This is a genomic window from Dictyoglomus turgidum DSM 6724, assembly GCF_000021645.1.
Lineage (GTDB): Bacteria > Dictyoglomota > Dictyoglomia > Dictyoglomales > Dictyoglomaceae > Dictyoglomus > Dictyoglomus turgidum.
The window spans coordinates 1,762,348-1,786,859 of sequence record NC_011661.1; the positions used below are offsets into that span (position 1 = coordinate 1,762,348).

General features: G+C 33.2%; 16 protein-coding genes. 4 read left to right on the forward strand and 12 right to left on the reverse strand.

Going from position 1 to position 24,512, the window contains the following annotated elements; genetic code table 11:
* Positions 1-6: 6 nt before the first annotated feature.
* The 6 genes from DTUR_RS08980 to DTUR_RS09005 form a co-directional block, all read right to left on the reverse strand.
* Entirely contained in the window at positions 7-756 is a 750-nt protein-coding gene (locus DTUR_RS08980) for a LamG domain-containing protein (protein WP_012584085.1), read from the reverse strand.
* A 271-nt stretch (positions 757-1,027) separates the two neighbouring features.
* Positions 1,028-3,502, reverse strand: a complete 2,475-nt coding sequence (locus DTUR_RS08985; RefSeq protein ID WP_012584086.1) for an alpha-L-arabinofuranosidase C-terminal domain-containing protein — start codon at positions 3,500-3,502, stop codon at positions 1,028-1,030.
* A 19-nt stretch (positions 3,503-3,521) separates the two neighbouring features.
* Positions 3,522-6,179 carry a carbohydrate-binding protein gene (locus tag DTUR_RS08990; protein ID WP_012584087.1) on the reverse strand — a complete coding sequence of 886 codons (2,658 nt, stop codon included), beginning with the start codon at positions 6,177-6,179 and terminating at the stop codon, positions 3,522-3,524.
* Positions 6,180-6,275: 96 nt separating this feature from the next.
* Complete coding sequence (locus DTUR_RS08995; RefSeq protein ID WP_012584088.1) at positions 6,276-7,121, reverse strand: carbohydrate ABC transporter permease; 846 nt, start codon at positions 7,119-7,121, stop codon at positions 6,276-6,278.
* A gap of 13 nt (positions 7,122-7,134) precedes the next feature.
* The gene (locus tag DTUR_RS09000; protein ID WP_012584089.1) at positions 7,135-8,013 is read right to left on the reverse strand and encodes a carbohydrate ABC transporter permease; all 879 of its coding nucleotides are present in this window, start codon (positions 8,011-8,013) and stop codon (positions 7,135-7,137) included.
* Between the two features lie 66 nt (positions 8,014-8,079).
* The gene (locus DTUR_RS09005; RefSeq protein WP_012584090.1) at positions 8,080-9,423 is read right to left on the reverse strand and encodes an ABC transporter substrate-binding protein; all 1,344 of its coding nucleotides are present in this window, start codon (positions 9,421-9,423) and stop codon (positions 8,080-8,082) included.
* Positions 9,424-9,648: 225 nt separating this feature from the next.
* Here DTUR_RS09005 and DTUR_RS09010 point away from each other — a divergent pair, with 225 nt between their 5' ends.
* Positions 9,649-10,659 carry a LacI family DNA-binding transcriptional regulator gene (locus DTUR_RS09010; protein ID WP_012584091.1) on the forward strand — a complete coding sequence of 337 codons (1,011 nt, stop codon included), beginning with the start codon at positions 9,649-9,651 and terminating at the stop codon, positions 10,657-10,659.
* Between the two features lie 4 nt (positions 10,660-10,663).
* Here DTUR_RS09010 and DTUR_RS09015 read toward each other — a convergent pair whose 3' ends face one another.
* The 6 genes from DTUR_RS09015 to DTUR_RS09040 form a co-directional block, all read right to left on the reverse strand.
* The gene (locus tag DTUR_RS09015) at positions 10,664-11,449 is read right to left on the reverse strand and encodes an acyl-CoA dehydratase activase (protein WP_012584092.1); all 786 of its coding nucleotides are present in this window, start codon (positions 11,447-11,449) and stop codon (positions 10,664-10,666) included.
* Positions 11,446-12,672 (reverse strand): 2-hydroxyacyl-CoA dehydratase family protein, encoded by a 1,227-nt coding sequence (locus DTUR_RS09020; RefSeq protein WP_012584093.1) that lies wholly within the window; start codon positions 12,670-12,672, stop codon positions 11,446-11,448. The genes DTUR_RS09015 and DTUR_RS09020 overlap by 4 nt, the downstream gene beginning before the upstream one ends.
* Positions 12,647-13,666, reverse strand: a complete 1,020-nt coding sequence (locus DTUR_RS09025; protein WP_012584094.1) for a 2-hydroxyacyl-CoA dehydratase subunit D — start codon at positions 13,664-13,666, stop codon at positions 12,647-12,649. The genes DTUR_RS09020 and DTUR_RS09025 overlap by 26 nt, the downstream gene beginning before the upstream one ends.
* A gap of 23 nt (positions 13,667-13,689) precedes the next feature.
* On the reverse strand, positions 13,690-15,402 hold the full coding sequence (locus tag DTUR_RS09030) for a ribulokinase (RefSeq protein ID WP_012584095.1): 1,713 nt from the start codon (positions 15,400-15,402) through the stop codon (positions 13,690-13,692).
* A 71-nt stretch (positions 15,403-15,473) separates the two neighbouring features.
* Positions 15,474-16,874 carry an alpha-glucosidase AglA gene (gene aglA, locus DTUR_RS09035; RefSeq protein ID WP_012584096.1) on the reverse strand — a complete coding sequence of 467 codons (1,401 nt, stop codon included), beginning with the start codon at positions 16,872-16,874 and terminating at the stop codon, positions 15,474-15,476.
* Between the two features lie 22 nt (positions 16,875-16,896).
* The gene (locus DTUR_RS09040) at positions 16,897-17,787 is read right to left on the reverse strand and encodes an AEC family transporter (protein ID WP_012584097.1); all 891 of its coding nucleotides are present in this window, start codon (positions 17,785-17,787) and stop codon (positions 16,897-16,899) included.
* Positions 17,788-17,825: 38 nt separating this feature from the next.
* Here DTUR_RS09040 and DTUR_RS09045 point away from each other — a divergent pair, with 38 nt between their 5' ends.
* The 3 genes from DTUR_RS09045 to DTUR_RS09055 are packed head-to-tail and all read left to right on the forward strand — an operon-like array spanning position 17,826 to position 24,494.
* On the forward strand, positions 17,826-19,025 hold the full coding sequence (locus tag DTUR_RS09045) for an iron-containing alcohol dehydrogenase (protein WP_012584098.1): 1,200 nt from the start codon (positions 17,826-17,828) through the stop codon (positions 19,023-19,025).
* A 50-nt stretch (positions 19,026-19,075) separates the two neighbouring features.
* A complete protein-coding gene (locus DTUR_RS09050) occupies positions 19,076-21,232 on the forward strand; it encodes a diguanylate cyclase (RefSeq protein WP_012584099.1) in 2,157 nt (718 codons plus the stop codon).
* A gap of 40 nt (positions 21,233-21,272) precedes the next feature.
* The gene (locus DTUR_RS09055; RefSeq protein WP_012584100.1) at positions 21,273-24,494 is read left to right on the forward strand and encodes a diguanylate cyclase; all 3,222 of its coding nucleotides are present in this window, start codon (positions 21,273-21,275) and stop codon (positions 24,492-24,494) included.
* The last annotated feature ends 18 nt before the right edge of the window (positions 24,495-24,512 follow it).

A 24,512-nucleotide genomic window follows, 5' to 3' on the forward strand; every position in this document is an offset into this window, starting at 1 on the left:
CCCCCCCTATTTAGCACTTGCCAATTCTTTAACTTCATCAGCTGTAAGAACTTTGTTATAGATTCTCAATTCATCTATCTTTCCTTTAAATGGAGGGTCCCACCAATTAACACCAAGAACAAATATTGCTTTTTCTCCTCTAAACAGATCCTGAACCCTCTTACCCTCAAATCTCTTTTCACCATTAATGTATACGCTTACTAATCCATTGTCCACTGTAACAGCAAAGTGATACCACTTGTTTGTCTCTAACTTCATATCTGTCCATCCATCAAACCAAGCACTACCAGACCAAAAACCAGCTCTTCCTTCAAATAAAGAATGCCCACCTGGTACTATACTTATCCAAGTATCCGTATTTATAGCAGCAAAGAAGGCAGGAGTATAATAAGTTAAAGCTTCTGGGTATATCCAAAGAGCAATGGAATACTCATATGTCTCTACAGGACCCTCATATAAAAGAACCCCAGAATTTCCATCAAGTACAAGAGCCTTTCCAACGACCCCATCAGCGAAACTTACATTTCCCCCCGGCTGGCCAATTTTAGGACCTATAACTTTTCCTTCTCCTAATAAACCATTAGCATCTTTGAGATCTCCTTCAAAAGGATAATAGGCTACTAATCCCTTTGGTAGTTCTAATTTTTGAGGAATCTGCTGTATTTGTTGTAAAGAAACCTCACCAGCCTTCTCACAACCTGCAACTAACAATATGAAAAGCAACCCAACAAAGAGTACAATTCCTTTTTTAAACATGATTTAACCCCCTTTTATAATCTATATTTTCTAAACCAACTAAAGTGCTCTTTAAAAAATTTTCTCCTTCTTTTTACCACCTCCCTATCCAATCTAATTACTGGAAACCTTTCCAGATATCGTAAAAAAAATTAAAATACCTTATTTTTTAAATCACTAAACTATATTTTATTAAAAATTTTAATTAAATTTTATCTTGCATATTCGATTTTGTCAACACTATTTCTAAAGGCAGGAGAGTCCTAAATAACTCTCCTGCCCCTAAGGTTATTTATCTTTTCTTTAGTCTTAACACCGTTAGTGAATACCTAGGAAAAACATACACAAAATTTTTGTCTACTCCAGATATATTTGTATATTGAGGAGAGATTTTGTTGGGAGCTATAAATGAGTTTTCATCCTTCAAACTATCTGAAGTTAAAGTTATAACTCTTGCCTCTTCTTCTAACCTAAGATTTTCCAACCCCTTAATCACAATACTAAATCTTTTGTTTTTATTAGAGATATTAACAACTTTGATAAGTATATCTCCATTTTCGTCTTCTGTAACATTACTATAAATGTCTTGCCTCACAACCCTATCCTCCACATCGTGAATTAAAACCCCGTCTAAGTAACAACGAATTCTATTACCATTTACTTCAATCTTAATGTCATACCATCTGTTTTCTTCTACCCTTACATTGGCAGAGTTTCCGATAATGCTTTTTATTCCTCCTACCGCTTTTTCAATAGCGGTATAAGAATTACCCCACCCTCCTATATTCCACCAATAAAAATTGTCTGAATTTTTAACTCCAAACATTATTAAAAAACCTTCTCTCCCAGAAATTTTTCTCGCCTTGACTTGTATTGTGTAATTACTCCAATTAACATCTCCTGTTAAAGCAAAACAATTCTCCGAGAGAGTAGACTGGGAAAAAACACCATTTTTTATCGTCCATATGCCCCTCGCAATAGTCCAATTTTTCAAAGTATCAATGAAATTATCTTTGTAGAGTACTTCTCCCGTAATATTACTTATAACTCTTAAATCCTTATATTCCACAGAAGTTTGCCAAGATCCTAAACCTATCATTCCAGATATTACTTCATCAGCTTTGTCTTTTAAGGTGAGCAACTTAAAAGGCAATACGTATTTCCCTTTGTTCTCATTCAAGATCTTAAGCACGTAATAACTGGGAGTAGCATAGGAAGATCTATTATTAAACCATATCAAATTGGGCTGCCACTGGCTTGCTCCTTCCTTCCCAAATAAAGGAGCATAAGAAATCATAGAAACTATATCTGAATACTTCTCAATATTTAATAAATATGCAGCTTCAGAAAGGGCTGCTTCTAAATTATTTCTTCTCCCTACCCCATGAGCAGCATACTCTCCTACATAAACCTTAGGGCCTTTCCTATCGTATGTAGAATAACGATCTACATTGTTCAAAAACCATTCTGGAGACATATAGTAATGTTCGTCTACAAGATCAGCTTTTCCTGTCTTCTTCACCCAATTCCAACCATCATCGAAAATTTTTCCACTGGGAGAAGGCCCTACTCCAAATATAACTTTTATATAAGGATATTTTTTCTTTATAGCGTCATAAAATTTCTCATAACGTACATAATATTCAGGCCCCCATTGCTCATTTCCAATTTCAATATATTTCAGATTAAAAGGCTCCGGATGTCCAAGTTTAGCTCTTATAGATCCCCACTTAGTATCTACCGAACCATTTGCAAATTCTATTAAATCCAATGCATCTTGAATATATTCATCCAGTTTGTCTAAAGGAACCATATCTGTATAGCTACCACCTTGAAAAGACATACCACAGTTAATTACAGGAATAGGTTCAGCTCCAAGATCTTCACATAATAGAAAATATTCATAAAAACCCAGTCCAAGACTTTGATAGTATCCCCAAAAATTGGGTATGGTTGGTCTTTCTAACGGATCACCAATGGTAAACTTCCACCTATAAGCTTCATTCATGTTTCTACCTTGAACAAGACATCCCCCTGGGAATCTCATAAAAGATGGCTTCAAATCATAAAGCCATTTTACCAAATCAAACCTTAATCCATTTTTGCGCTCTTTCCAGGTGTTTTGAGGAAAAAGAGATATAAAATCCAAATCAACAGTACCTTTTTCCTTAATCAAAATTACAAATCTTCCATCATCAATATCTTGATTACACATTATTACTTTCTCAAATTTTTTCCATTTTCTATCTATATCAGAAATAAAATCCTTAAAAGCAACATTTCCTTTTCTATTAGAGACTTCAAAATTTATATTCTTAATGCTACCATCGGGAGAACGAGCATAAAGGGTCACAATGTAATATTCTCCTTTTTTTAAAGAAATACCTTGATAACCTTGATTTGAAAGCAATACTCCTTTATCTAAAGAACTAATAACAATTCGTAAATAATTGGGATTTTTCGTAGAAACAGGATCCTTCTTTTCTATAACATAACCTGCCTTATCTTTTCCCATAACATTTATTGACCAGCTATACATAGGATCAGGAAATTCAAAAGATCTATTTTGAATTAGTTCTGCATAAAGTCCACCATCTCCTGCATAGTTAATATCTTCAAAAAATATTCCATACAAATTTGGGCTTATCTCAATTCCTTTCTTAGATAGATCTATTTCTAAAACATCAGTAGTTTCATCATTCCCTTCTAAAATAAATGGCATCACTAAGAAAATTATAAAAAAGATTATCAGCAATCTTTTATTCATTCTTTTACACCTCCTTATTTTATTCAATAAAAACTGGACATACGGAAATCTTATCAATGTTTGGCGCCCAAGGTGAAGGAAGGGCAGGAGAACTTATCTTGTGAGGATTGTAAATTTTTATAAAATTATTTCCCACTTCCAGTTTCGTATAGATTACTTTTGTTTTAAAGGTTTCAAAGCCATTAGTATTTCTAAAATAGAATTCTCCTAATTCTCTATCATCAAGCTCAAATAAAGCACATCTATCTATCACATTCACATTATATTGATGAGTACCTAAAATCTCTCCATTGGAATAATGCACCACTATTGCATAATATCCATCTTCAACAATATTGGGAAGGAAAATTTTTAGGTAATTTTCATCACCCATTCCTATCTCTCCCACATGTCCTCCCGAAGAAGCGTAGGAAGAATTAAATATTTTAACCCTACCACTTATTATGTTTTGTTTGTCCTCTGCTTCAATTTTTCTGATAAAATGATCGTAATTATGAGTTTTTCTAATCTCAATATAATCTAAACAGAACTTACTTTTATCTACCCCACTAATTTCTAATATATTTATTCCCCTTTGCAAGAACATAACTTGATTAGTAATAAAGTCTTTATCAATACTTTCTGTATAGGGAAGATTTAATATCTTGTAGGGGCCATAATTAAGGGTAAGTTTCATCTTTATATAATCTTTGCCATAAGTAGAATAAGCTATACTTATTAAGTAATAGGCATCTTCATCAACACTTACTACAAATTTAATCTTCTTATCCGAACCAATTCCTGAAACCAGGCTTGCCCCAGAACATGCTTTGGAATAATACAAACTTAGCCCATCATCTAACCTTGCTTCCTCCGCCTCATATATTTGAGGATTCACATCTTCATGGACTTTTTCCGAGGTTACATAAGTAAATGAAATTTTATCCAGATCAAAAGGATGTAGAGACACATTTTTTCCATCATTTCTTGATATTATTATCTTATGCTTTCCTCTCTTAAAATAAATAAATCCGGTATGTTTTCCAACAAACCTCCAATTTGTTGTAGGATTCAGACTAATCTTAGTATATTTACCATCGTCTATTTTCATATACCCATCAACTATTAAGCCACTATTATTTTGTCTATTTCCATTGGAATAGAAGATATCAAACATATATGTCCCATCGTAAGGTAAATCAACTTCAAAAATTAAAGAGCTATTTGTATTTTCCAATAACACCCCTTTCCCATTAGAATACATATTGTTATTAGGATTTGTCTCTGTTCCATCATCAAAAACTTTAGCATTACTAATTTTTGCTAATTCAGCCTCGTAGGATAATTGAGCTGATTTAAAATTTTCTCTATATATCTTGTCCTTTTCGGTTTTTTGCATAATTAAAAAGTAGGCTGATGTTTTATTTATCCTGGGAATAGAAATTTTTAAGAAAGCATTTTCTACATTTCTTATTTCTTCTAAAATAACAGATGGCTTAAATAAGGCACCATCATATCCCGACCAATCTGCTTTGTAAACTTTGACAAATACCTTCCCAATAAAATCATCAGGTAAATTTGATATGTTCACTTCTATATCTGTATCATCACCCCCAAAAAGAACCCATAGCATCTTGTTCTTCTCATTTAAAACTGAGAGAGCTGACAAATCCTCCAAATTAGGATATGGAACTTTTGTTTCTAACAGTTCTCCGTCCATATCTGAGTACCATTTATATACCCACCACCCCCCATTAGGTGAGTTATTATCTACCACTAAATCATCAAAATTTCCAGCTGTATGCCAATATGCAAGGCATGCAGAAACTCCAGTCCTTTCAAATCTTGAGATCCACTGTACTAATTTCCCTGGTACTGAGAGGTCACTAAAAGTACCATATTCATTAATACTTATATGTCTTGGCTCTATATTTAGACTTTTTTCTATTTCTCTATAATTTTGATAATTCTTCTCATAAAATCCATAAAATCTATTATTCAGCTCATGCCAGGTGATTATATCTGGTATACAATTATTTTCCTTACAAAAAGTCATAAAATTTTTCATAAAATCAGCCTTATAAATAGCCAAGTTAGGGCCAGCAATTACAGCTCCTTTATCTATACCCTTTATGAAATCATATATTTTCTTCCAAGCTTTCAAAAACGTAGAATTATTTATATCTCCTCTCCAAATGGAGTCATTGTTATACCATATAGCATCAGGTTCATTAAAGGGTACATAAACTATTTTCGACGCATACACGGTATTTTTAATATTTTTAACTATACTCTCAACTTTTTGGAGAAAATCATCAGGAATACCATCATTATCAATATCAGATCCCTTTTCGTAGGGCCAATTAGCATAGATATCCTGCAAATAAACCTGTAAAAATTTTCCTCCTGCTTTAAAGAAAGTTTCAGCAACCCTCAAAGCATCAGCTCCTGGATGTTGCATCCCATAGGGTGGCTTTTGGTTAACAGTATAAATTTTTAACGAAGATAGAACAAGTATAGAAGGAACATCAGGTTCCGATAGAGCATAATGGCCACCTATAGCCCCATGTATAATTTTCCCTAATCTCTTAGAAGCATCAATCTCAATAAATTTAACAGTAGATTTAGCAGAAGATATTCCCATTATAAAAATCCCTCCAATCATAAGTAAAATAAATATTTTTTTAAATATTGCCATTTATCATTCCTCCTTACCTCTTAATTACTATACTGGAAAGGTTTCCAGTTTTTTCTAAACTATAACTTTACAAATAGTTGCCCTAAAATCTTGTTATTAATATTTCACTGCACCAAAAGTTAAACCACGCAATAAATATCTTTGCATGGTAAAAGAGAAGATCACTGCCGGTAGCATGGTAACTATACCTGCAGCTGCCAACGGTCCCCAAGCTATTCTCCAACCTGTAATATATCTTCCAAGATAAACAGGAAGAGTTTGAGAATTTGCCGTACTTGTTAGGATTAAAGCAAGGAGAAACTCTCCCCAGCAGGTAACAAAACTTAAAGTCATCATCGCAGCAAGGCCTGGAGCGCTAAGAGGTAAAACCACATGAAAGAATGTACTTAAGGATGAAGCGCCATCTATATATGCTGCCTCATCAAGTTCCTTTGGTATTCCATTAAAAAAAGAAATCAATACCCAAGTGCTAAAAGGAATAGTGAATACAAGATATACCATTATAAGAGCAGTCCACGTATCAAGCAATTTTAAATTTTTAAACAGAATATATAAGGGCAGCGCAGAGGCAATTGGAGGCAACATTCTTACAGAAATTATCCAATTAGCAAATTTTCTACCTCCAGTTTTAAACCTTGATATGGAATAAGCAGCTAAAGCAGAGATGATAACAGCAAGGATGGAAGTTATTAAAGATATAGCAGTACTATTTCTAAGATAAGGTGTTATATTTTCAATAGAAGTGGTTGTACTTCCATAAAAACTTCCACCACCTGTAAAATTCTCTAAGGTCAAAGTTCTTGGAAAGATCATGGGAGGCCATTTAAACCAATCACTGGCAGGTTTAAAAGCAGTTATAACAAGCCAATAAACTGGAAAAAGGAAAAAGACAAGTATAACTAAAAGAATTAGCCATTTAAGAGAATAAAACAAATATTTCATAATTTTAATCCCCCTATAACTCCAAATACTCCCAAAGTCTCATTGTCCTTATAAGTATATTTGTTAGAATTGTTACTAAGATAAGGAGTAAAATACTTAAGGCTGAAGCATATCCCACATCCCATCCGAAAGATATTCCTACCTTATATATATAGAAACTAAGGGTATGAGTAGCATAACCCGGACCCCCAAAGCTTGTCATATAAACGATATCAAACATTCTTAAGATATCTATTAGTCTTAGGATTATTAATATCCAAAAAAGGGGTCTCAAAAATGGAAACTCAATATACTTAAAAATAACCCATCTGTTTCCACCATCAACTTTTGCAGCTTCAATTAGATCTGTAGGAACCGTTTGTAATCCCGCATATAATACCAGAAAAATGAAAGGAGTCCATTGCCATACATCCATTATAACTACAGCAATCCTTGCAAAAAAAGGATCTCCAAACCAAGCAATTTTGTTTACTCCAAATAAACTTAATAGATAATTTACTGGACCATACTCATAATTAAAAAGCATTTTCCATATGACTCCTACAACTACTGCAGGGATCATCATAGGTAAAAGTAAGGAACTTCTTACAACTTTTTCTCCAACTAAATTCTGTATAAATAAAGCAATAAATCCTCCTAAAATAATTTCAATAGGTAAAGCTAATAACACAAGTAAAAAGGTAAATTCCAAAGTAGAATGAACACCCTCATCCCTAAAAGCTTTAACATAATTTTCTAATCCTACAAAGTAAGGGGCTTTCCATTCTGCCAAATTATAATGCATAAAAGAGATAACTATCATATAGATAAAGGGGAAAATCGTAAGTAATAAAAATACAAACACAAGCGGCATAACCATAAATATTGCCGTTCGTCTTGTTCCTTTATCCATCAAATTTCCCCCTATTTCTTATTTTTTTAATAATTAGAAGGGGAGCATTGCGCTCCCCTAAATTTATTACTTCCCAGAGAGAATGTTCATCCATTGATCAGCTAATTTATTTAGTTCATCTACTGTATTAGGTCTCTTACCCATCAAAATCTCAGAGAAGAAACCAATAGTAACATCTTCAAGCTTTGGTTCTTCTGGAATTCTGGGTCTATGAGATTGGGTCTTTATAGTTTGTAAGAATACTGAAACCCTTGGGTCTGCCTTTCTTACTTCTGGATCTCTTACTGTTGAAAGTCTTGAAGGGGCAACTCCATATTTAATAAATTTGATTTTATCATTTTCTTTATTTGTCGCAAATTGTATAAACATAAATGCCTCTCTCTTATTCTTACTTGCAACGTTAAGTCCTAAAGCCCAATTACCACTTACAGAATGTCCACCAGGCATTACCGCAACACCTACTTTTTTATCAATGGGCTGTAGAGCAGAAGAAGTCTTAAAAGTCGCCCATACTCCAGTCCATTGAGGAACCATTGCTACTGTTCCTCTTGCAAAGTATTCTAATGTTTCACCATAGTCAGATCCAAGAGGATCAGGGCTATAAGGCATTAAAGCTTTCATAGTCTCAAGAGCTTTTACTCCCTCGGGAGAATTAAAAGCTGGCTTTTTATCAGAGGTGAAATAATCTCCATAATCGAGATCTACAGGACCCCATTTCTTCAAACCTTCTTGGCTTCTTCTATATGGAGCAAAATACAATAGGTACATATAGAATAATGTATGGGTCCTTGGGAACATTAAAGCTATACCATATTCTGTAGGAGAGTTTGGATTATATTTCTTCGTAAAGAATTTTGCAACCTCTACAGTTTCTTCCCAGGTTCTTGGTACCCTTAAGTCTTTTCCAAACATCTTTTTAAATTCGGCTTTTAACTTAGAATCGCTGAAGAGATCTTTACGATAATAGAAGAGCATGGTATTGCAATAAAAAGGTATACCTATATTCTTTCCTGCCCATATACCAGCTATATGCCATATAGTGGGGTCAAAATCTTTCATGTCCCAATTAGGATCCACAAGATCCGGATTCTGTTTTCTAAATTCCTCCAAATCTACAAACCCCTTTGCAACAGCACCTGCTGTCATTACGTCCCAAGTTGCCACATCAAAAGCCCCGGTCCCACTCGCCACATCAGCAAGCATCCTTGGATAGAGCACTTCCCAAGATATAGGAGTCACCTGGACTTTTATATTAGGATATTTTTGCATAAACCTTTGAGCAATATCTTGCAAGGCATCAGCATTATCAGGTGATGACCACACATTTAAAACTACTTGTTTTTGGGCATATCCCCCAACAATTAATAATAGGAATAAAGAAACGGTAGCTAAAACCAAAAACTTTCTCATAAATAACCCTCCCCTTTGAGAAAATTTGGAAACCCCAAGAGGATCTTTAAAAGATTTACAAAACTCCTTACTCCTTATCGCCCCCTTAATTTTTTTAGTAAAAACTTCACTAAATAATATAACACTACTTACTTTTAAAGTCAAGTTTAAACTGTTGACTACTAATTAAAATAATTGTATATTTTAAGTAAAATTTTAATCTCTTAATGTCAAAAGGTGATAGTAATGAGGAGAGAAGATATAAAGAAAAAGGTCACATTAAAAGATATTGCAAAAGCTGCTGGGGTATCTGTATCAGCAGTATCCTTTGCATTAAATAACAAAGGATCTCTTAATCCTGAGACAAAGACAAAAATTTTAAAAATTGCTCAAGAACTTGGCTATACTCCAGAAAGAGAGCTAAAAAAGACTTATACTATAGGACTTGTAATAAGTGATGTTACAAATCCCTTCTATCCAGCAGTGGTTATAGGAGTGGAGAGTGTCTTATTAAAACATGGTTATAGTCTCTTCCTTTGCAATACTGATTATGACCCTGACCTTGGATGTACATCTATAAAAAGGTTCATAGACAGAAACGTAGATGGTGTAATAATAATGACTAACAGATTGGATGACTCAGTAATAGAACTTCTTAAACTGTATAATATTCCTGTGTTAGTCTTTGACAGGAATATAGAGGGTCTTGATGTCAGCGGGTTATTAGTAGATTTCCAGTCAGGAATATCCGAAGCTGTCACTCACCTTGTCAATTTAGGACATACAGATATCGCCATAATTACGGGACCCCTTGATTTAGAGACAGCCCAAGCAAGACTCAGAGCCTTTAAGATGGCTCTTAAGAGATATCATATTGACTTACCCGAGGATAGAATCTTTGAGGGCGACTTCAAAATGAGAAGTGGTGAAGAGGCCATGAGAAAAATTTTAAAACTTGACCCAAGACCTACTGCAGTTTTCGCATCTAACGATATGATGGCAATTGGTGCTTTAAGAGAGGCTCAAAACCAAGGATTAAGAATTCCAGAAGATATATCCATTGTAGGTCTTGATGATATCATGATGGCATCTTATGTAAATCCTTCTTTAACCACAGTAGTATTCCCTCAACAAGAAGTAGGAACAAAAGCAGCAGAACTAATACTTAGAGCCATAGAAAAGGGAGAGAAAGCAGTATCCTATATCCATACTTACCTTGTCATTAGAAAATCCACTGGCCCTGCACCAATTAAATAAAAATTTATGATAATTCCTTAGCAAAAAGGGCAGCTCCTAAAGCCCCAACTATTTGGGGTTCATGGGGAGTTTTTATACTTACTCCTATTAACTCCTCTAATGCCTTTACAACTCCAATATTTTTTGCTACTCCCCCACTCATAACTACCTCCTGATCTATGCCTACCCTCTTGACAAGAGCAACCGCTCTTTTAGCTACCGAATAATTAATTCCTTTTATAATTTTTTCCTTAGGTACGCCCTCAGAAATTAGGGTTATTATTTCAGATTCTGCAAAAACAGTACAAATATTAGTTATATCCACGTAATCTGAGGTTTTAAGATGAATTTCTCCAAATTCATCAAAAGAAACTTGAAGTACCTTAGACATGATCTCCAAAAAGCGTCCTGTCCCTGCGGCACACTTGTCATTCATTACAAAATCAAGTACAGCACCATTTTTACCAATTTTTATCACTTTACTATCTTGTCCACCTATATCTATCACTGTTCTTGCATCTGGAAATAAAAAATTTATACCTTTAGCATGACAAGATATTTCAGTTTTGGATTTGTCAGTAAAATCCACTTTTATCCTTCCATAACCTGTAGCCACAATACTGTTAATATCCTTTAAAGAGATATTATGAGTTTTCAGCAAATCGTCAATCAGATCCAAAGCAGTTTTATTCCCATCAGAACCTGTTTCTCTTATAGCATAACCCAAAATATTATCTTTTGTCCCATTGGATGAAAGCAAAACAACCTTTGTGGTAGCTGAACCAATATCTACTCCTAAGAAATACTTCATGATATCACCTCTAAAAAGGCTTCTATTCTCGTTTTAATCTGCTCTTTGGGAAAATTAAGTTCATCTACTAGGTCTCCATCAATTACAAGAGAGGGAACTCCCTCTCTTACAAGTTTTTGCCTAATTATATAAGTAGGTACTGAACCTTGTCTACATCCCCATTGATTGAAAATTATCACCCCATGAGCTTTATATTTTTCTACGTTTTCTAATGCTACCTTTATTCTATCCTCCAAACTTGAGAAGGCTTTAAGATTTATTAGCTTTTTAGCAAGAGATTCAAAGGGGTTATTAATATCAAGCCTTTCCCAAGAGACCGATGTAGATTCCTCAAAAACAATGTACGCTCCTTTATCATTTAGCCACTTAAAAAGGTCTGTCTTAAAATAGGGGCCAAGATGCATCCAGTATAATCTTACTTTTGGTTCTATAATTTTACCTTTTTGAATTCTACTTTTTATCTCATCTCTTAGGGTCTTAAAGAATTCAACTCCATACTTAGAGCCAAAAACTGAAAAAATCATCCCAGCATAATCAAGAAAATTTTTACCATCCATCACTACGTAATCTCTTCTAAGTTCTTTCACTTCTTCAAAATAATTATAAGCCTCATTGGACAAAATAATAACTTTCTTAAGCCTTTCTATTCCATCTTTTACCCCGAGCCTTTTAGTAAGTTCATAATATATCCTCTCAATTTGAGAAGCTAAATACTCTTCATCTTCAAAAGAATCTATGACAAAAATCTCTCCTCCATTCAATTCTTTTATGAGACTAAAAGAAAATATGGGAGAAAAGCATGGCTTTGTATAGCTTACGAGGAAATCAGGAGTAGGAAAAACCTTTAATTTTGATAATCCCAAAATACCTCTATGTACACTACATACATCAGAATTTCCCAAAATTCCCTCGCTTTCATTAAGAGCTCTTCTTAATAAACCAAGAGCAGAGAAAAAACCTGATGCTACTTCTGGAAGAAGGGGATATATATCTAAAGCATAGAATATCTCTGAGGGAGTAAAAATATTTATCATAACTTTTTTACTCTTCTTACCATATATGTACTTTATCAGATCTAAAGCATACAGGTAGGAGATTTTTGTAACTTTGTCTTCCTTGTATTTCGCGTTGATGAAGATCTTTGCCCCTAAATAGACAGGAAAAGAACCCACAAAATTTTTTATTAAATTTTGTCTTTCATAAACTAACTTTTCTACGCTCATAAATCATCTCCACAAAAGCTTCAACTCTTGTTCTTATTTGTCCTTTATTCCCTAAGGTATAATCATCCTCAATTGTAAGAACTGGAAGATTCAAAGTTTTAATAATCTCCCTCAATCTTGCTGATTGGTAGATAAGAGGATCACAGAATTTTAGAGTATAAATAATAACTCCATCAATATTTTCCTTCAACCTTTTTATATTTTCAATCCTTTTTTCCTGCCCCAAACTTCTAACACATGCAGTTCTTTTAAGATAATACTCGGAGATAACATAAAAAGGATCTTTATGGTAATTTTCAACTCTTTCTAATAAATTCCCCCCAAAACAGGAATCAATATAAGCAACCTCAACTCCTAAGCTATGTAAGTATTTAATAAAATCAAGAGGAAACATAGAAGAGAGTAAATAAACTTTTACCTGAGGGTTATGATCATAATTATTCTCAAAGTTAGTATAGGCTTCTCCAGTAAGAAGAGAAAATATAGATAAAGGATTTAACCCATCTCTCCTAATCTTATCCCTTAAAGAGTTGTAAAAATCAATCGTCTTAACAAGCTTTTCCGTTTCTATACCACCGTTTAGGTCTTTAAAAAGTTCCTTAAGTTCAGTAGCAAAGTATTTTACAGAATTCTCATCACTATTAAAGGGAATTCTTAAGAAATAAATACTATTAGAAACTCCTAACTCTTTCCAACACTCATATATTCTCTTTGAGGAATCACAACCATCGGTAAGAATGATCTTTTCCAAATTTAAACCATTTCTTAAAATATATTCATTCACATTTCTGATGTATGGACAGAAATATTTAGGATATACCTCGTCAGTTCTTTCTGGATATAAAGGAGGAAAAATTATAGGAAGAGGTTCAAAACCTGAAGCGGAAATAATCTCGGGAGGTACATAGGAACACATATATCCTACATACCCCCCTGAATTAATCTTGTCTTTTAAGTATGAATAATAATCAAAATATTCTCCTATTTCCTCCATTGAGAAAGATTATATCACAAAAACTACTTTACTCCTTTAACCTTATCTCTAATTTCAATCAATTCTTTCATCACATGGTACAAATTATAAGAGGCTTCTTTGGTTCCAAAAATATCATGAAGCTCCCTATATAACTTATAAAGTTTATTGTAAATCTCACTATCTTCTTGCCTTGGATAATATACTTTATCCTTTACTCTACATATAGCCTTTTGTGCTTCCTCCACATTCCTATACCCGCTTTTCTCATATCCCGCAGCTACTGCTCCAAAAATAGCTGCTCCCAGAGCCGGCGTTTGAGAAGAATAGGATATTTTTATTGTCCTTCCTAATATATCAGCATAAACCTGCATCATAAAAGGATTCTTTTCAGGTATACCACCACATGCTATAACTTCATTGACTTTCACTCCATATTCTTCAAATCTTTCCATTATCACTCTTGCTCCAAAAGCTGTCGCTTCTATTAACGCTCTGTAGATCTCTTCTGGTCTTGTATGAAGGGTTTGTCCTATAAGAAGGCCAGTTAACTTTGCATCTACAAGTACTGTTCTATTTCCATTATTCCAATCCAAAGCAAGAAGTCCGCTTTCTCCTGTCTTTAGCTTCTCTGCCTTCTCTGTTAAGAGTTGATGCAAATCCTTGTTTTTTCCCTCTTCTCCAAAATATTCCCTCGGAGTTAAATACTTCACAAACCAGTTAAATATATCTCCTACAGCAGACTGCCCTGCCTCGAGCCCATAATATCCTGGAAGAATTGAACCATCTACTATTCCACAAAGCCCAGGTATGTCAGGAAGTTTCTCAGTATTTGGTACCACCATCATATCGCAAGTAGAAGTGCCTATAACCTTCACAAGCACACCAGGCTTAATTCCTGCTCCAACTCCACCCATGTGAGCATCAAAAGCTCCTACAGCTACTACTACATCTTTATTTAAGCCAAATTTATCCGCATAATACTCTGATATATATCCAAAAGGAACATCAGAAGTATAAGCCTTATCGTATAGCCTATCCCTCAAATCTGCTAACTTAGGATCTAACTGAGAAAGAAATTCCTTACTGGGCAATCCTCCCCATTCCAAATTGAACATAGCTTTATGCCCTGCTGCACATATACTTCTTTTTATCTCATGAGGTTTAGTCTTTCCTGTCAAAACTGCTGGTATATAATCACATATCTCAACCCAAGTATATGCAGAATCAAACACCTTAGGATCTACTCTTAAACAATGTAATATCTTGGAGAAGAACCATTCTGAGGAATATACACCCCCGTATTTCCTTAAATAAGGATATCCCTTCTCGTTAGCCAGTCTCGTTATCTCCTCGGCTTCCTCATAACTTGAGTGATCCTTCCAAAGCCACGCTAAAGCATTAATGTTATCTTTAAATTCTTCATGAAAGGCAAGAGGAACCCCATCCTTATCTATTGGTAAAGGAGTACTTCCTGTAGTATCTATTCCTATCCCTATAACATCCTTTCTACTAAACTCCTTACTATTTTTCTCTGCCTCCCTTAATGCTCCTTCTATAGTTACCTCAAGACCTTTTATATAATCTGCCGGATGTTGTCTTGCCACATTAGGATTTTTAGGGTCAAGAATTACGCCATCTTCTCCATGTTCATAATTATAAACATACGTGCCTAATTCTTCTCCATTACTTATATCTACTACAAGGGCCCTCACAGAATTGGTCCCATAATCTAAACCAATAGCATATTTACCCATATATGCACCTCCCCAAAATATTCTTCAATTTTTAGTAATAATTTTACTAAAAATAAGTCAAAAATAAAATATTAGTAGTTCAAGTAATCTCTAAGCTCTTTATTAAAAGGCTGAGATAGGATCTCATCTAAAACAGAAAGCACTTGCTCATAAGACTTAGTTCTTGGATCTCTAATTAATATCTCTTCCAGAACCTTTACATCTTTGGAAATAAATCCCTCCAATGCCCATTCCATTCTTAAAATTCTTGGTATTAAATAGAAGATTTTTATTCTATGAGTAAGATCAGGCTCTATTTTTTCATGCTTTATTCCCGATTCATCTACCCATACAGGAATCTCCACCACTACATCATCAGGAATTCCAGAGATAGTACCCCGATTAGGAACATTTAGTATTAATCTTGAATTACCTCCGCCAGTAATGCTATTTATAAAATGTACATGTTGCTCACCGCTTAACTTATCTCTATTAAATAGCTCAGGCCATATATCCATGAGCTTTATACTTTTATCTTTTTCCACTTCTTTAGCGAGTTCAATTATCTTTCTTCTACCCTTCCTCAATTCTTCGTGAAATTTAGGTCTTTCTATCTCATTATCAATACCCCCAAATTTTCCATACCACTTTTTCTTAGTCTCAAGATTATAATTATATTTCCAAGTACCATTTCTACAGGTATCTCCTATAGGAAGCATCCCATAAAATTTATACATATCTATTACCGCAGGACTCATTTGAAGATCCCATGGGTTTTTAGGTTCCCAATTTTGAGCCTCTTTTTCAATCCATTCGTCAAGAAGAGGATAAGCATTTTTGCCCCTATATAAAAATCTGTTCAAGAAGATCCCATGATTAACACCAGCAACTTGCCAATCCACCTCTTTCGGATCTAATCTTAAAGAATTGAACACTTCATATACTCCATGAAAGCCATGACATATACCTACCACCTTTATATCAGTTAACCTGTTCAAAAGCTGACTAATCTCAAACACAGGATTTGCAGTTTGAAGTAACCATGAAGATGGAGCATATTTTTTCATGGCTTTTGCTATATCAAGAGCAAGCTTTAAATCGTAATAGGAAATAAGCCCATAAGTATAAGTAGACACCATATTTAATTCTTGACTATCAATTCCCCTATAATAGCCATGTTTTTCTCCAATTTGGGTAATTAAATCATATTTTATAAATCCATCTTCGTGTCCTTGAGGAAAAGGAAGGGCAGTATTTATAATAAAATCTGCTCCTTCAATCCCCTCTTCAAGACTTTTTGTCTTTTCAAATCTTAAGTCAGCTTCAAGCTCTTCTATATACTTTTTAGCAAGAATATAAGAGGCATTTAACCTTTCTTCATGTACATCTACCATGGATATTAAAGTCCCATTTAATCTTGGCGTTTTAGCAATATCCCCAATAATCTGTAAAGAAAACCTAATACTTCCTGCTCCTACAATAGCTATTTTCATAAGATTAACCCCCTTTCAAAATTTATTTGAACAACACAAGAAAAATTATACCTAAAAGTATAGTAAGGGATACATAAAAAGAGGCAAATTTTGAATTTAAACCCTTTTCGTTGGAATAAATTACCACTACAAGGGGTGCTGGAAGCAGTACCCCTATGGAGATAATTTTAACCATTAAAGAATGCCATATAGATCTTAATACCAAAGAAAAAATTATTCCTGGGATAAATCTTATTAAAGTTCCATATATTAAGGCTCTTATTTCAGCTTTATTTAACCTAAAATCTAAAAAATAACCAAGGGTAAAAAGAGCAAGAGTAGAGTTGGGAATAGAAAGTTGAGATATAAGAGAGATAAAAATTTCTGGAAAATTAACTTTTAAAAGACTTAATAGAATAGAAATTATATAAACCTGCAAAGGGAAAAAAGAAAAAACTCTCTCTAAAAGATGAGTAGTTTTATTAAAGGACCATCCATCCTCAGACACTAAGGAAAGAGCATAAGAAAGCCCAAAAACAATAAAAGAATTTCCTATATCAAACATCGCCATATAGAGAAGTCCTTCATCACCATAAAGACTTTTAATGAAAGGATAAGAGAAAAGACCTACGTTATAACCACATATTCCTATCAGTAAAGTCCATTTTAATCTATCTTCTAACTCCAAATTGTTTAAAAGTAAAAAACCAATGAGAAATATTAGTAGTCCAAAAAAGAATGAAATTAAAGGAACTATAAAAAGATCAAGCTTCAAAGCTGAAGAAATAAAAACTTTTAAAACAGTTGCAGGAAGGGTTATATATATTACAAGTCTGCTAAGGACCGTTCCTGTATCTTCAGGGAATAATTTTATTTTTTTTGCAATATGCCCTATAATTATCACAAGCACATTTATTAAGATACTTTCTGCCATATGAAAAAAATTATATCATTTTTATAGGGGGACAAAAAATGTTAGTTTGGGACAAAGATTACTCAAAATTAATCTCCTATATCAAAATTCAAAAAGAAAAACCCTTTCTTCTTGCTGATGAAAACACCTACGAAGTATGTGGAAAAGAAATTGAAAACAAACTAAAAGAACTAAACATTAACTATGATCTGTTAATATTGCCCAGGGATACTCATGCAAATGAGAAACACATCTGTAAAGTAATGCTTTATGTAGATCACCATCACATGATGGTATCCATAGGTGCAGGAAGTCTAACAGATATTGCAAGATTTATCGCTTATAAAATGAAGCTTAAATTTATATCTGTGCCCACAGCTCCATCTATGGATGGCTATGCTTCTTCAGTTGCAGCTCTTACAATCGAGGATATAAAAACTACGGTAATAGCAAAAACTCCTAAAAAGATCTTTGCCAATCTTGAGATTATAAAAAATGCTCCCGATATACTTAAAAGGGCTGGTTTTGGAGACCTAATAGGAAAGTATACTGCTCTTTCCGATTGGAAGTTAGCAAATATTCTCATAGATGAGCCTTTAAATGAGAAAGTTTATAATGAGATGTATAAAGCTTGTGAGAATACTGTAAAAAGCATAAATAAACCCGATTTTGAAAAACTCCTTCTTGAAGCCCTTATAAAATCAGGAGAATTGATGGCAATTGTAGGTAATTCCAGACCTGCATCGGGCGCAGAACATCATATTGCTCATTATCTAGAATTCTTAGGTTATGAGATATTTCACGGAATAAAAGTTGGCATTTCCACCTTCTATGTAATAGATCTATATGAAAAACTTCTTGAGCTTAATCTTGATAATATTGATGAATATTTAGCTTACAGAATAGATATAGACCAGTGGAAAGGGGAGATAAAAACCCACTTTCCTAAAAATAGTGAGAGAATAATAAAAGAAAACATAGAAAGGATTAAAAAATTTAACGATCTATCTTTTAGAAAAGATCTGATAGAGAGAATAAAACTGAACAGGCACAAAATATATGCCATTGCAGAAAATCTCCTTGATAAGAAAGAAGAGATAACAAAAGCATGTAATAAAATTGGATTTTCTACAAATCCAGAGGACTGGGGTATTAAAAAGGAAGATATCAAAAAAGCAATTCAGTACGCTTTATACATAAGAGATAGATTTACTATTCTTACTTTATATCAATTTTTAGGAATTTTAAAAAATTTTTAACTGATGTATAATATTGTTAAGAAAGTTAACTTTTCTAAAAGGGGTATAACTTGAGAAAGAGGATTGGAGTCATAGTAAACTACTTATATGAGGAATACCAATTAAAGGTAATCTCTGGAATAATTAATACTTCCAGAAAGTATAATATTGATCTTTTCATCTTTGTGGGAGGAAATCTAAATTATGATATAGAAAACCTACAGAGAAATAAAATATATCAGTTGATAAACTATAAAGATATTGATGGATTAATAATTCTTGGTTTAGTCCTTGGATACAACATACCAAAAGAAAAGATTATTGGATTCTATAAAAATTTTAGTGATATACCTACAGTAAGCATTGGGCTTACCGTAGAAAACTTTCCTTCTATTACCATTGATAACTCAAAGGGCTTTATTAACCTACTTGATCACCTTGTAAAAGACCATAAATACAAAAATTTTACCTTCGTAACAGGACCTCTAAACAATGATGAGGCAAAAGAGAGATATGAGATCTTTTTGAAAATAATGAGAGAGAACAATATAGAGATAAAAGATGACCATATTTACGAAGGGGATTTCTCAAAGTTTTCTGGGATTAATGCAGTAAGAACTTTTTTGGACGAGAGAAAGTTAAAGCCAGATGTAATTGTCTTTTCCAACGACATGATGGCTATAGGTGGAATAGAAGAACTTAAAAGAAGAAAGATAAAAATTCCAGAAGATATTGCAATAACCGGCTTTGATAATATTGAGGAATCCTATTTTATAACCCCTTCTCTTACTACCGTAAACCAGCCCCTTTACGAGCTTGGAGAAAAAGCATTAGAGATCTGCTTATCTATAATCTTAGGAGAAAAAGTAAAAGAGAATATTGTCCTCCCCACAAGATTAATAATAAGAGAATCTTGTGGACATAAAGAAGAAATTTTTAATAAAGCAATTCCACCATCGGAAAAGAAAATAGTAAATATTACTGAGGCTAAAATTCTAAAAAATAAATTTTTAGAATTTCTAACAGAAGATTCTCAAATTAAAAAGGAAAACTATGAGTTGTTCTCTAAAATTTATGATCTATTTTTTACCTCCCTATTTGAGAAACGACAAATCTTTTTAGAAAAAATTCATGAGTACTTGGAAAAAAATCTCTCCACCACAGAAGAGTTAAAAGAAATAGTGTTTTTAATTGACTCCTTTACTAAAACATATTTAGAAAAAGATTTAAAGAAAGATGCAGAAACTCTAATCCTGAAAGCAGAAAGAATAATAAGTACTTATTCAGAAAAGTTATTAAGATATGAGCAATACAAAACTAACGAAGAAATAGAACTTTTAGGATATATTGGTTCTGATCTACTTTCAAGTTTTAGAATGGAGGATATTATAGAAAGGATATCTGCAAGACTTCCAGAGTTAAATATCAACAGTTTTTACCTTGTATTCACCGATGAAAACCTAAAAGAGAAAAAACTTATATTTGCCCACTTAAGAGATGAAAATGTTCGAGAAGAAATAAAACTTAGCTTTGATGAAATAATACCTAAAAAACTTTATCCTAAGGAAAGAAAAGAACTTATAGTAAAACCTCTTTATTTTCAAGAAAACTTTTTTGGATATATGGTATTGGAGTATGGTCCCAAGAGAGGTGTAATATATGAAATTTTAAGATCTCAGATTAGTGCAGCCATTCAAGGAGCAAAAATCTTCGAAGAACTAAACCGATTAGCCATTACTGACCCACTAACCCAACTTTTTAATAGGAGATATATTGAAGAGGAACTTAGAAAAGAGATAGAAAGATCCAAAAGATATTCAAGACCATTGTCGGTTATGGTGCTCGATCTTGATAATTTCAAAATTATAAATGACATCTTGGGTCATCAATACGGAGATGAAGTACTAAAGAAGATTGGAGAAAATTTGAAGAAATCTTGTAGAAAAGTAGACACCGTAGGAAGATTTGGAGGAGACGAATTTGTAATAATCCTGCCAGAAACGAATCTTGAAAAGAGTATAAAAGTTGCAAATAAAATAATAAAAAACCTTGAAAAAATGGAGATAAAATTTCCCAACGGTGAAAAAATATACATAAGTATAAGTATTGGTATAGCATCATATCCGGAAACCAGTAAAGATCCAGAAAAAATTTTAAGTCTTGCTGATTCAGCAATGTATAATGCAAAAAGATTAGGAGGAAAGCAATATTCTATTGCAAGTTTTTAAAGATTAAAATTAAATATCAAAGCGGGGGAGGATGAATTTAATGCGGAAAAATATTGGAATATTCGTAGACAATTTAAATGTATATCAATGGAATATTTTAAAGGGAATTTTCTCATATGCAGAGAGAAAGGATATAAATCTCTATTGTATTGTAGGAAAAACCTTAAACTCTCCCTTTGATTATGAAAAATGCGCCAATAAAATCTATTATTTGATCTCTAAAAAAGATATTGATGGACTGATAATGTTCACCTCTGCTTTAAGTTCTCACATCCCTAATGAAGAAACCATAAAATTCTGCAAACTATTCTCTGAAAATATACCTACTGTAAGTATTGGACTTCCCTTAGAAAAGGTTCCAAGCTTTATTGTTGACAATATTAATGGTTTCAAAGAACTTTTGATCCATCTCATTGAAGACCATGGTTATACAAAGTTTGCTTTTATAACTGGGCCCATGGATAATATTGAAGCCAGAATAAGATATGAAACTTTTATGGAGGCTTTGTCTCAATATGATATAAAGGTACCAGAAGATCACATATATTATGGAGATTTTCTACATGAATCAGGGAAAAAGGCTATAAAAACCTTTTTTGATGAGAGAAAGATAAAACCCGAAGTTATTATTTCATCCAATGATGACATGGCTCTTTCAGCTATTGAAGAACTCAAAAAAAGAAAATTTCTTATACCAGAAGATATTAAAATTACTGGATTTGACGATGTAGAAGAAGCAAGCTTTATAACTCCACCTCTCACTACGGTAAGACAACCCCTTTTTGAGATGGGCGAAAAAGCTATAGAGACCTTAGTAAATATTATAGAGGGAAGAGAAATAGAAAATATGGAACCTCTTCCCACTAAATTAATTATAAGGGAATCTTGCGGATGTAAATATTCAGCGCTGGACAGAGCAAAGGTGGAGCCTAAAAAAGTAAACATAAGCCTCTCCTGGGAGAAATTAGAGGACTTAAAAGAGGAATTTGTAAAAGTGGCAAGTAAAGTCCAGTATGAATTAGAAAAAAATGAGTTAATAGAACTTTACAAAAGCTTTCTTACCAGTTTAAGAGAGAAAAATCCAGACTATTTTATCAATTATCTCCAGAAACTCCTTAAGACAAGGGAATTAATCACCCCTCAAATAGGATATTTCCAAGATTACATTTCCACATTAAGAAGATTTGTCATATATTATGTGGATAAAGATGATTTGGCCTTTGCAGAAAATCTTTGGCATCAAGCAAGGGTCATAATAAGCGATTATGCAGAAAGGTCTCAGGGATATAAAAAAGCTCAATTAGAAGAAGATTTTCAAAATCTGACAGGTTTTGGAATAAATCTAATTTCTTCCTTTAATAAAGATGCTATTGTAAATTATCTAAAAGATAATTTACCTGATCTTGGTATAAAGAGCTTCTATATTGTAGAGCAGGAAAATTCTCAGAATAAAAAGAATTTACTTTTTGGCTATTCAGAAAATGCAGAACATAAAGATATAAAATTTTCAGACGAATTTATACCTAAAAGAATTCTCCCTAAAAGGAGATTTACATATATTATAGAACCCCTATATTTCCAAGATACATTTTTTGGATATGCTCTTTTTGAACTTGGTATCCCACATAGATTTTTTTATGAGATTCTAAGAACCCAAATAAGTGCAGGAATCCAGGGAGCAAAATTATTTGAAGAAAGAAGAGCATATGAAGATCAGCTAATAGAACATATCCGAGAGTTATCAATTCTAAATGAGATTGGAAATACCATAACCTCCTCCATCGAACTAGATCTAATATGGGATCTTGTCTCAAGCAAAATAGCAAATCTATTTGATTATGATGCTTTTTACTTAGCTCTTCTAAATGGAAATGAAAATATCTTAGATATAAAAGTGAAAAAACTTAAAAAGACTCATGAAAAGTTAACTAATGCAGACAAAAACATAATAATAGAGTCAATAAAAAATAATAACCCTATGCTTATAAAGAAAGAAAACAAAAACATTTTATGTGTACCATTAATTACAGGAAGAGGAGTAAAAGGTGCCATAGTCCTTAAACATGAAAATGATGTATACACCGAGAAGACAGTAAACTTTTTAAAAGCTATTGCCAATTATATTTCTATAGCTATTGAAAATGCCTTTCTATTTGAAGAGATAAAGAAATTAGCAACCATAGATCCTCTTACAGGAGTTCTAAATAGGAGAGCTTTAGAGGAAGGGTTTAACAAAGATGTAGAAAGGGCAAAAAGATACAATAGACCCCTTTCTGCAATAGTAATAGATGTGGACAATTTTAAGTTATTTAATGATACCTATGGACACACTTTTGGAGACCAAGTACTAAGAGAGTTAGCGAAAATTTTAAAAAATTCATGTAGAAAAACGGACTTAGTAGGAAGATATGGAGGAGATGAATTCGCAATAATCTTACCAGAGACCAATTTAGAGGGGGCTATTAAACTTGCAGAAAGATTATTAAAGAGTATTAGAAACTTAACCATTACAACTCCTACGAACAACAAAATCCCTATAAAAATAAGTATGGGAATAGCATCTTATCCTGATGATACTAATGAACCAGAGAAACTATTGACCCTTGCAGATATAGCCATGTACAAAGCTAAAACTTCAGGAGGAGATTCTTTTAGTACCATATCTTGCTCCTACAAAACTCCCATGTCCAAAGAAGCCCCTAAATTTGATGAATTTCTTGGTTTAATTAATGCCATTGATAACAAGGACAATTACACTTATACTCATTGTAACGAAGTAGCCAAATATGCAAGAAAAATTGGAGAAAAATTAGGACTTTCTAAAGAAGATCTTGAGATATTAGAGCTTGCAGGAAAACTTCATGATATTGGAAAAATTGGAATACCCTTCGAAATACTTAAAAAACCAGGACCTCTAACCGATGAGGAATGGAAGATTATTAAGGAACATCCAAGATTAGGCTACCTTATATTAAACCAACTTCCCAAAATGGAAAAACTCCTTCAGGCAGTACTTTATCACCATGAGAGATATGATGGAAAAGGATATCCCCAAAGCCTTCAGGGAAAGGAAATTCCTCTTCTTGCAAGGATTATCGCAGTAGCTGATGCCTACTCTGCAATGAAATCCAATAGACCTTACAGAAAAGGCCTTTCTAAGAAAGAGATCATTAATGAAATAAAGAAAAATATGGGCAAACAATTTGATCCAGAGATTGCCCAATTATTTTTAGAATTATTAGAAAAAGGAGAAATTGAGTGATATAATTTTTTTTAAAAC

What these genes read in the sequence shown, in the direction of transcription:
- DTUR_RS09020 (WP_012584093.1), bottom strand. Translation starts at nt 12,672, where the DNA reads ATGAGCGTAGAAAAGTTAGTTTATGAAAGACAAAATTTAATAAAAAAT.
- DTUR_RS09000 (WP_012584089.1), bottom strand. Translation starts at nt 8,013, where the DNA reads ATGGATAAAGGAACAAGACGAACGGCAATATTTATGGTTATGCCGCTT.
- DTUR_RS09030 (WP_012584095.1), bottom strand. Translation starts at nt 15,402, where the DNA reads ATGGGTAAATATGCTATTGGTTTAGATTATGGGACCAATTCTGTGAGG.
- DTUR_RS09055 (WP_012584100.1), top strand. Translation starts at nt 21,273, where the DNA reads ATGCGGAAAAATATTGGAATATTCGTAGACAATTTAAATGTATATCAA.
- DTUR_RS08990 (WP_012584087.1), bottom strand. Translation starts at nt 6,179, where the DNA reads ATGGCAATATTTAAAAAAATATTTATTTTACTTATGATTGGAGGGATT.
- DTUR_RS09010 (WP_012584091.1), top strand. Translation starts at nt 9,649, where the DNA reads ATGAGGAGAGAAGATATAAAGAAAAAGGTCACATTAAAAGATATTGCA.
- DTUR_RS09025 (WP_012584094.1), bottom strand. Translation starts at nt 13,666, where the DNA reads ATGGAGGAAATAGGAGAATATTTTGATTATTATTCATACTTAAAAGAC.
- aglA (WP_012584096.1), bottom strand. Translation starts at nt 16,874, where the DNA reads ATGAAAATAGCTATTGTAGGAGCAGGAAGTATTAGGTTTTCTTTACAG.
- DTUR_RS09005 (WP_012584090.1), bottom strand. Translation starts at nt 9,423, where the DNA reads ATGAGAAAGTTTTTGGTTTTAGCTACCGTTTCTTTATTCCTATTATTA.
- DTUR_RS09045 (WP_012584098.1), top strand. Translation starts at nt 17,826, where the DNA reads ATGTTAGTTTGGGACAAAGATTACTCAAAATTAATCTCCTATATCAAA.
- DTUR_RS09015 (WP_012584092.1), bottom strand. Translation starts at nt 11,449, where the DNA reads ATGAAGTATTTCTTAGGAGTAGATATTGGTTCAGCTACCACAAAGGTT.
- DTUR_RS08985 (WP_012584086.1), bottom strand. Translation starts at nt 3,502, where the DNA reads ATGAATAAAAGATTGCTGATAATCTTTTTTATAATTTTCTTAGTGATG.
- DTUR_RS08995 (WP_012584088.1), bottom strand. Translation starts at nt 7,121, where the DNA reads ATGAAATATTTGTTTTATTCTCTTAAATGGCTAATTCTTTTAGTTATA.
- DTUR_RS09040 (WP_012584097.1), bottom strand. Translation starts at nt 17,787, where the DNA reads ATGGCAGAAAGTATCTTAATAAATGTGCTTGTGATAATTATAGGGCAT.
- DTUR_RS08980 (WP_012584085.1), bottom strand. Translation starts at nt 756, where the DNA reads ATGTTTAAAAAAGGAATTGTACTCTTTGTTGGGTTGCTTTTCATATTG.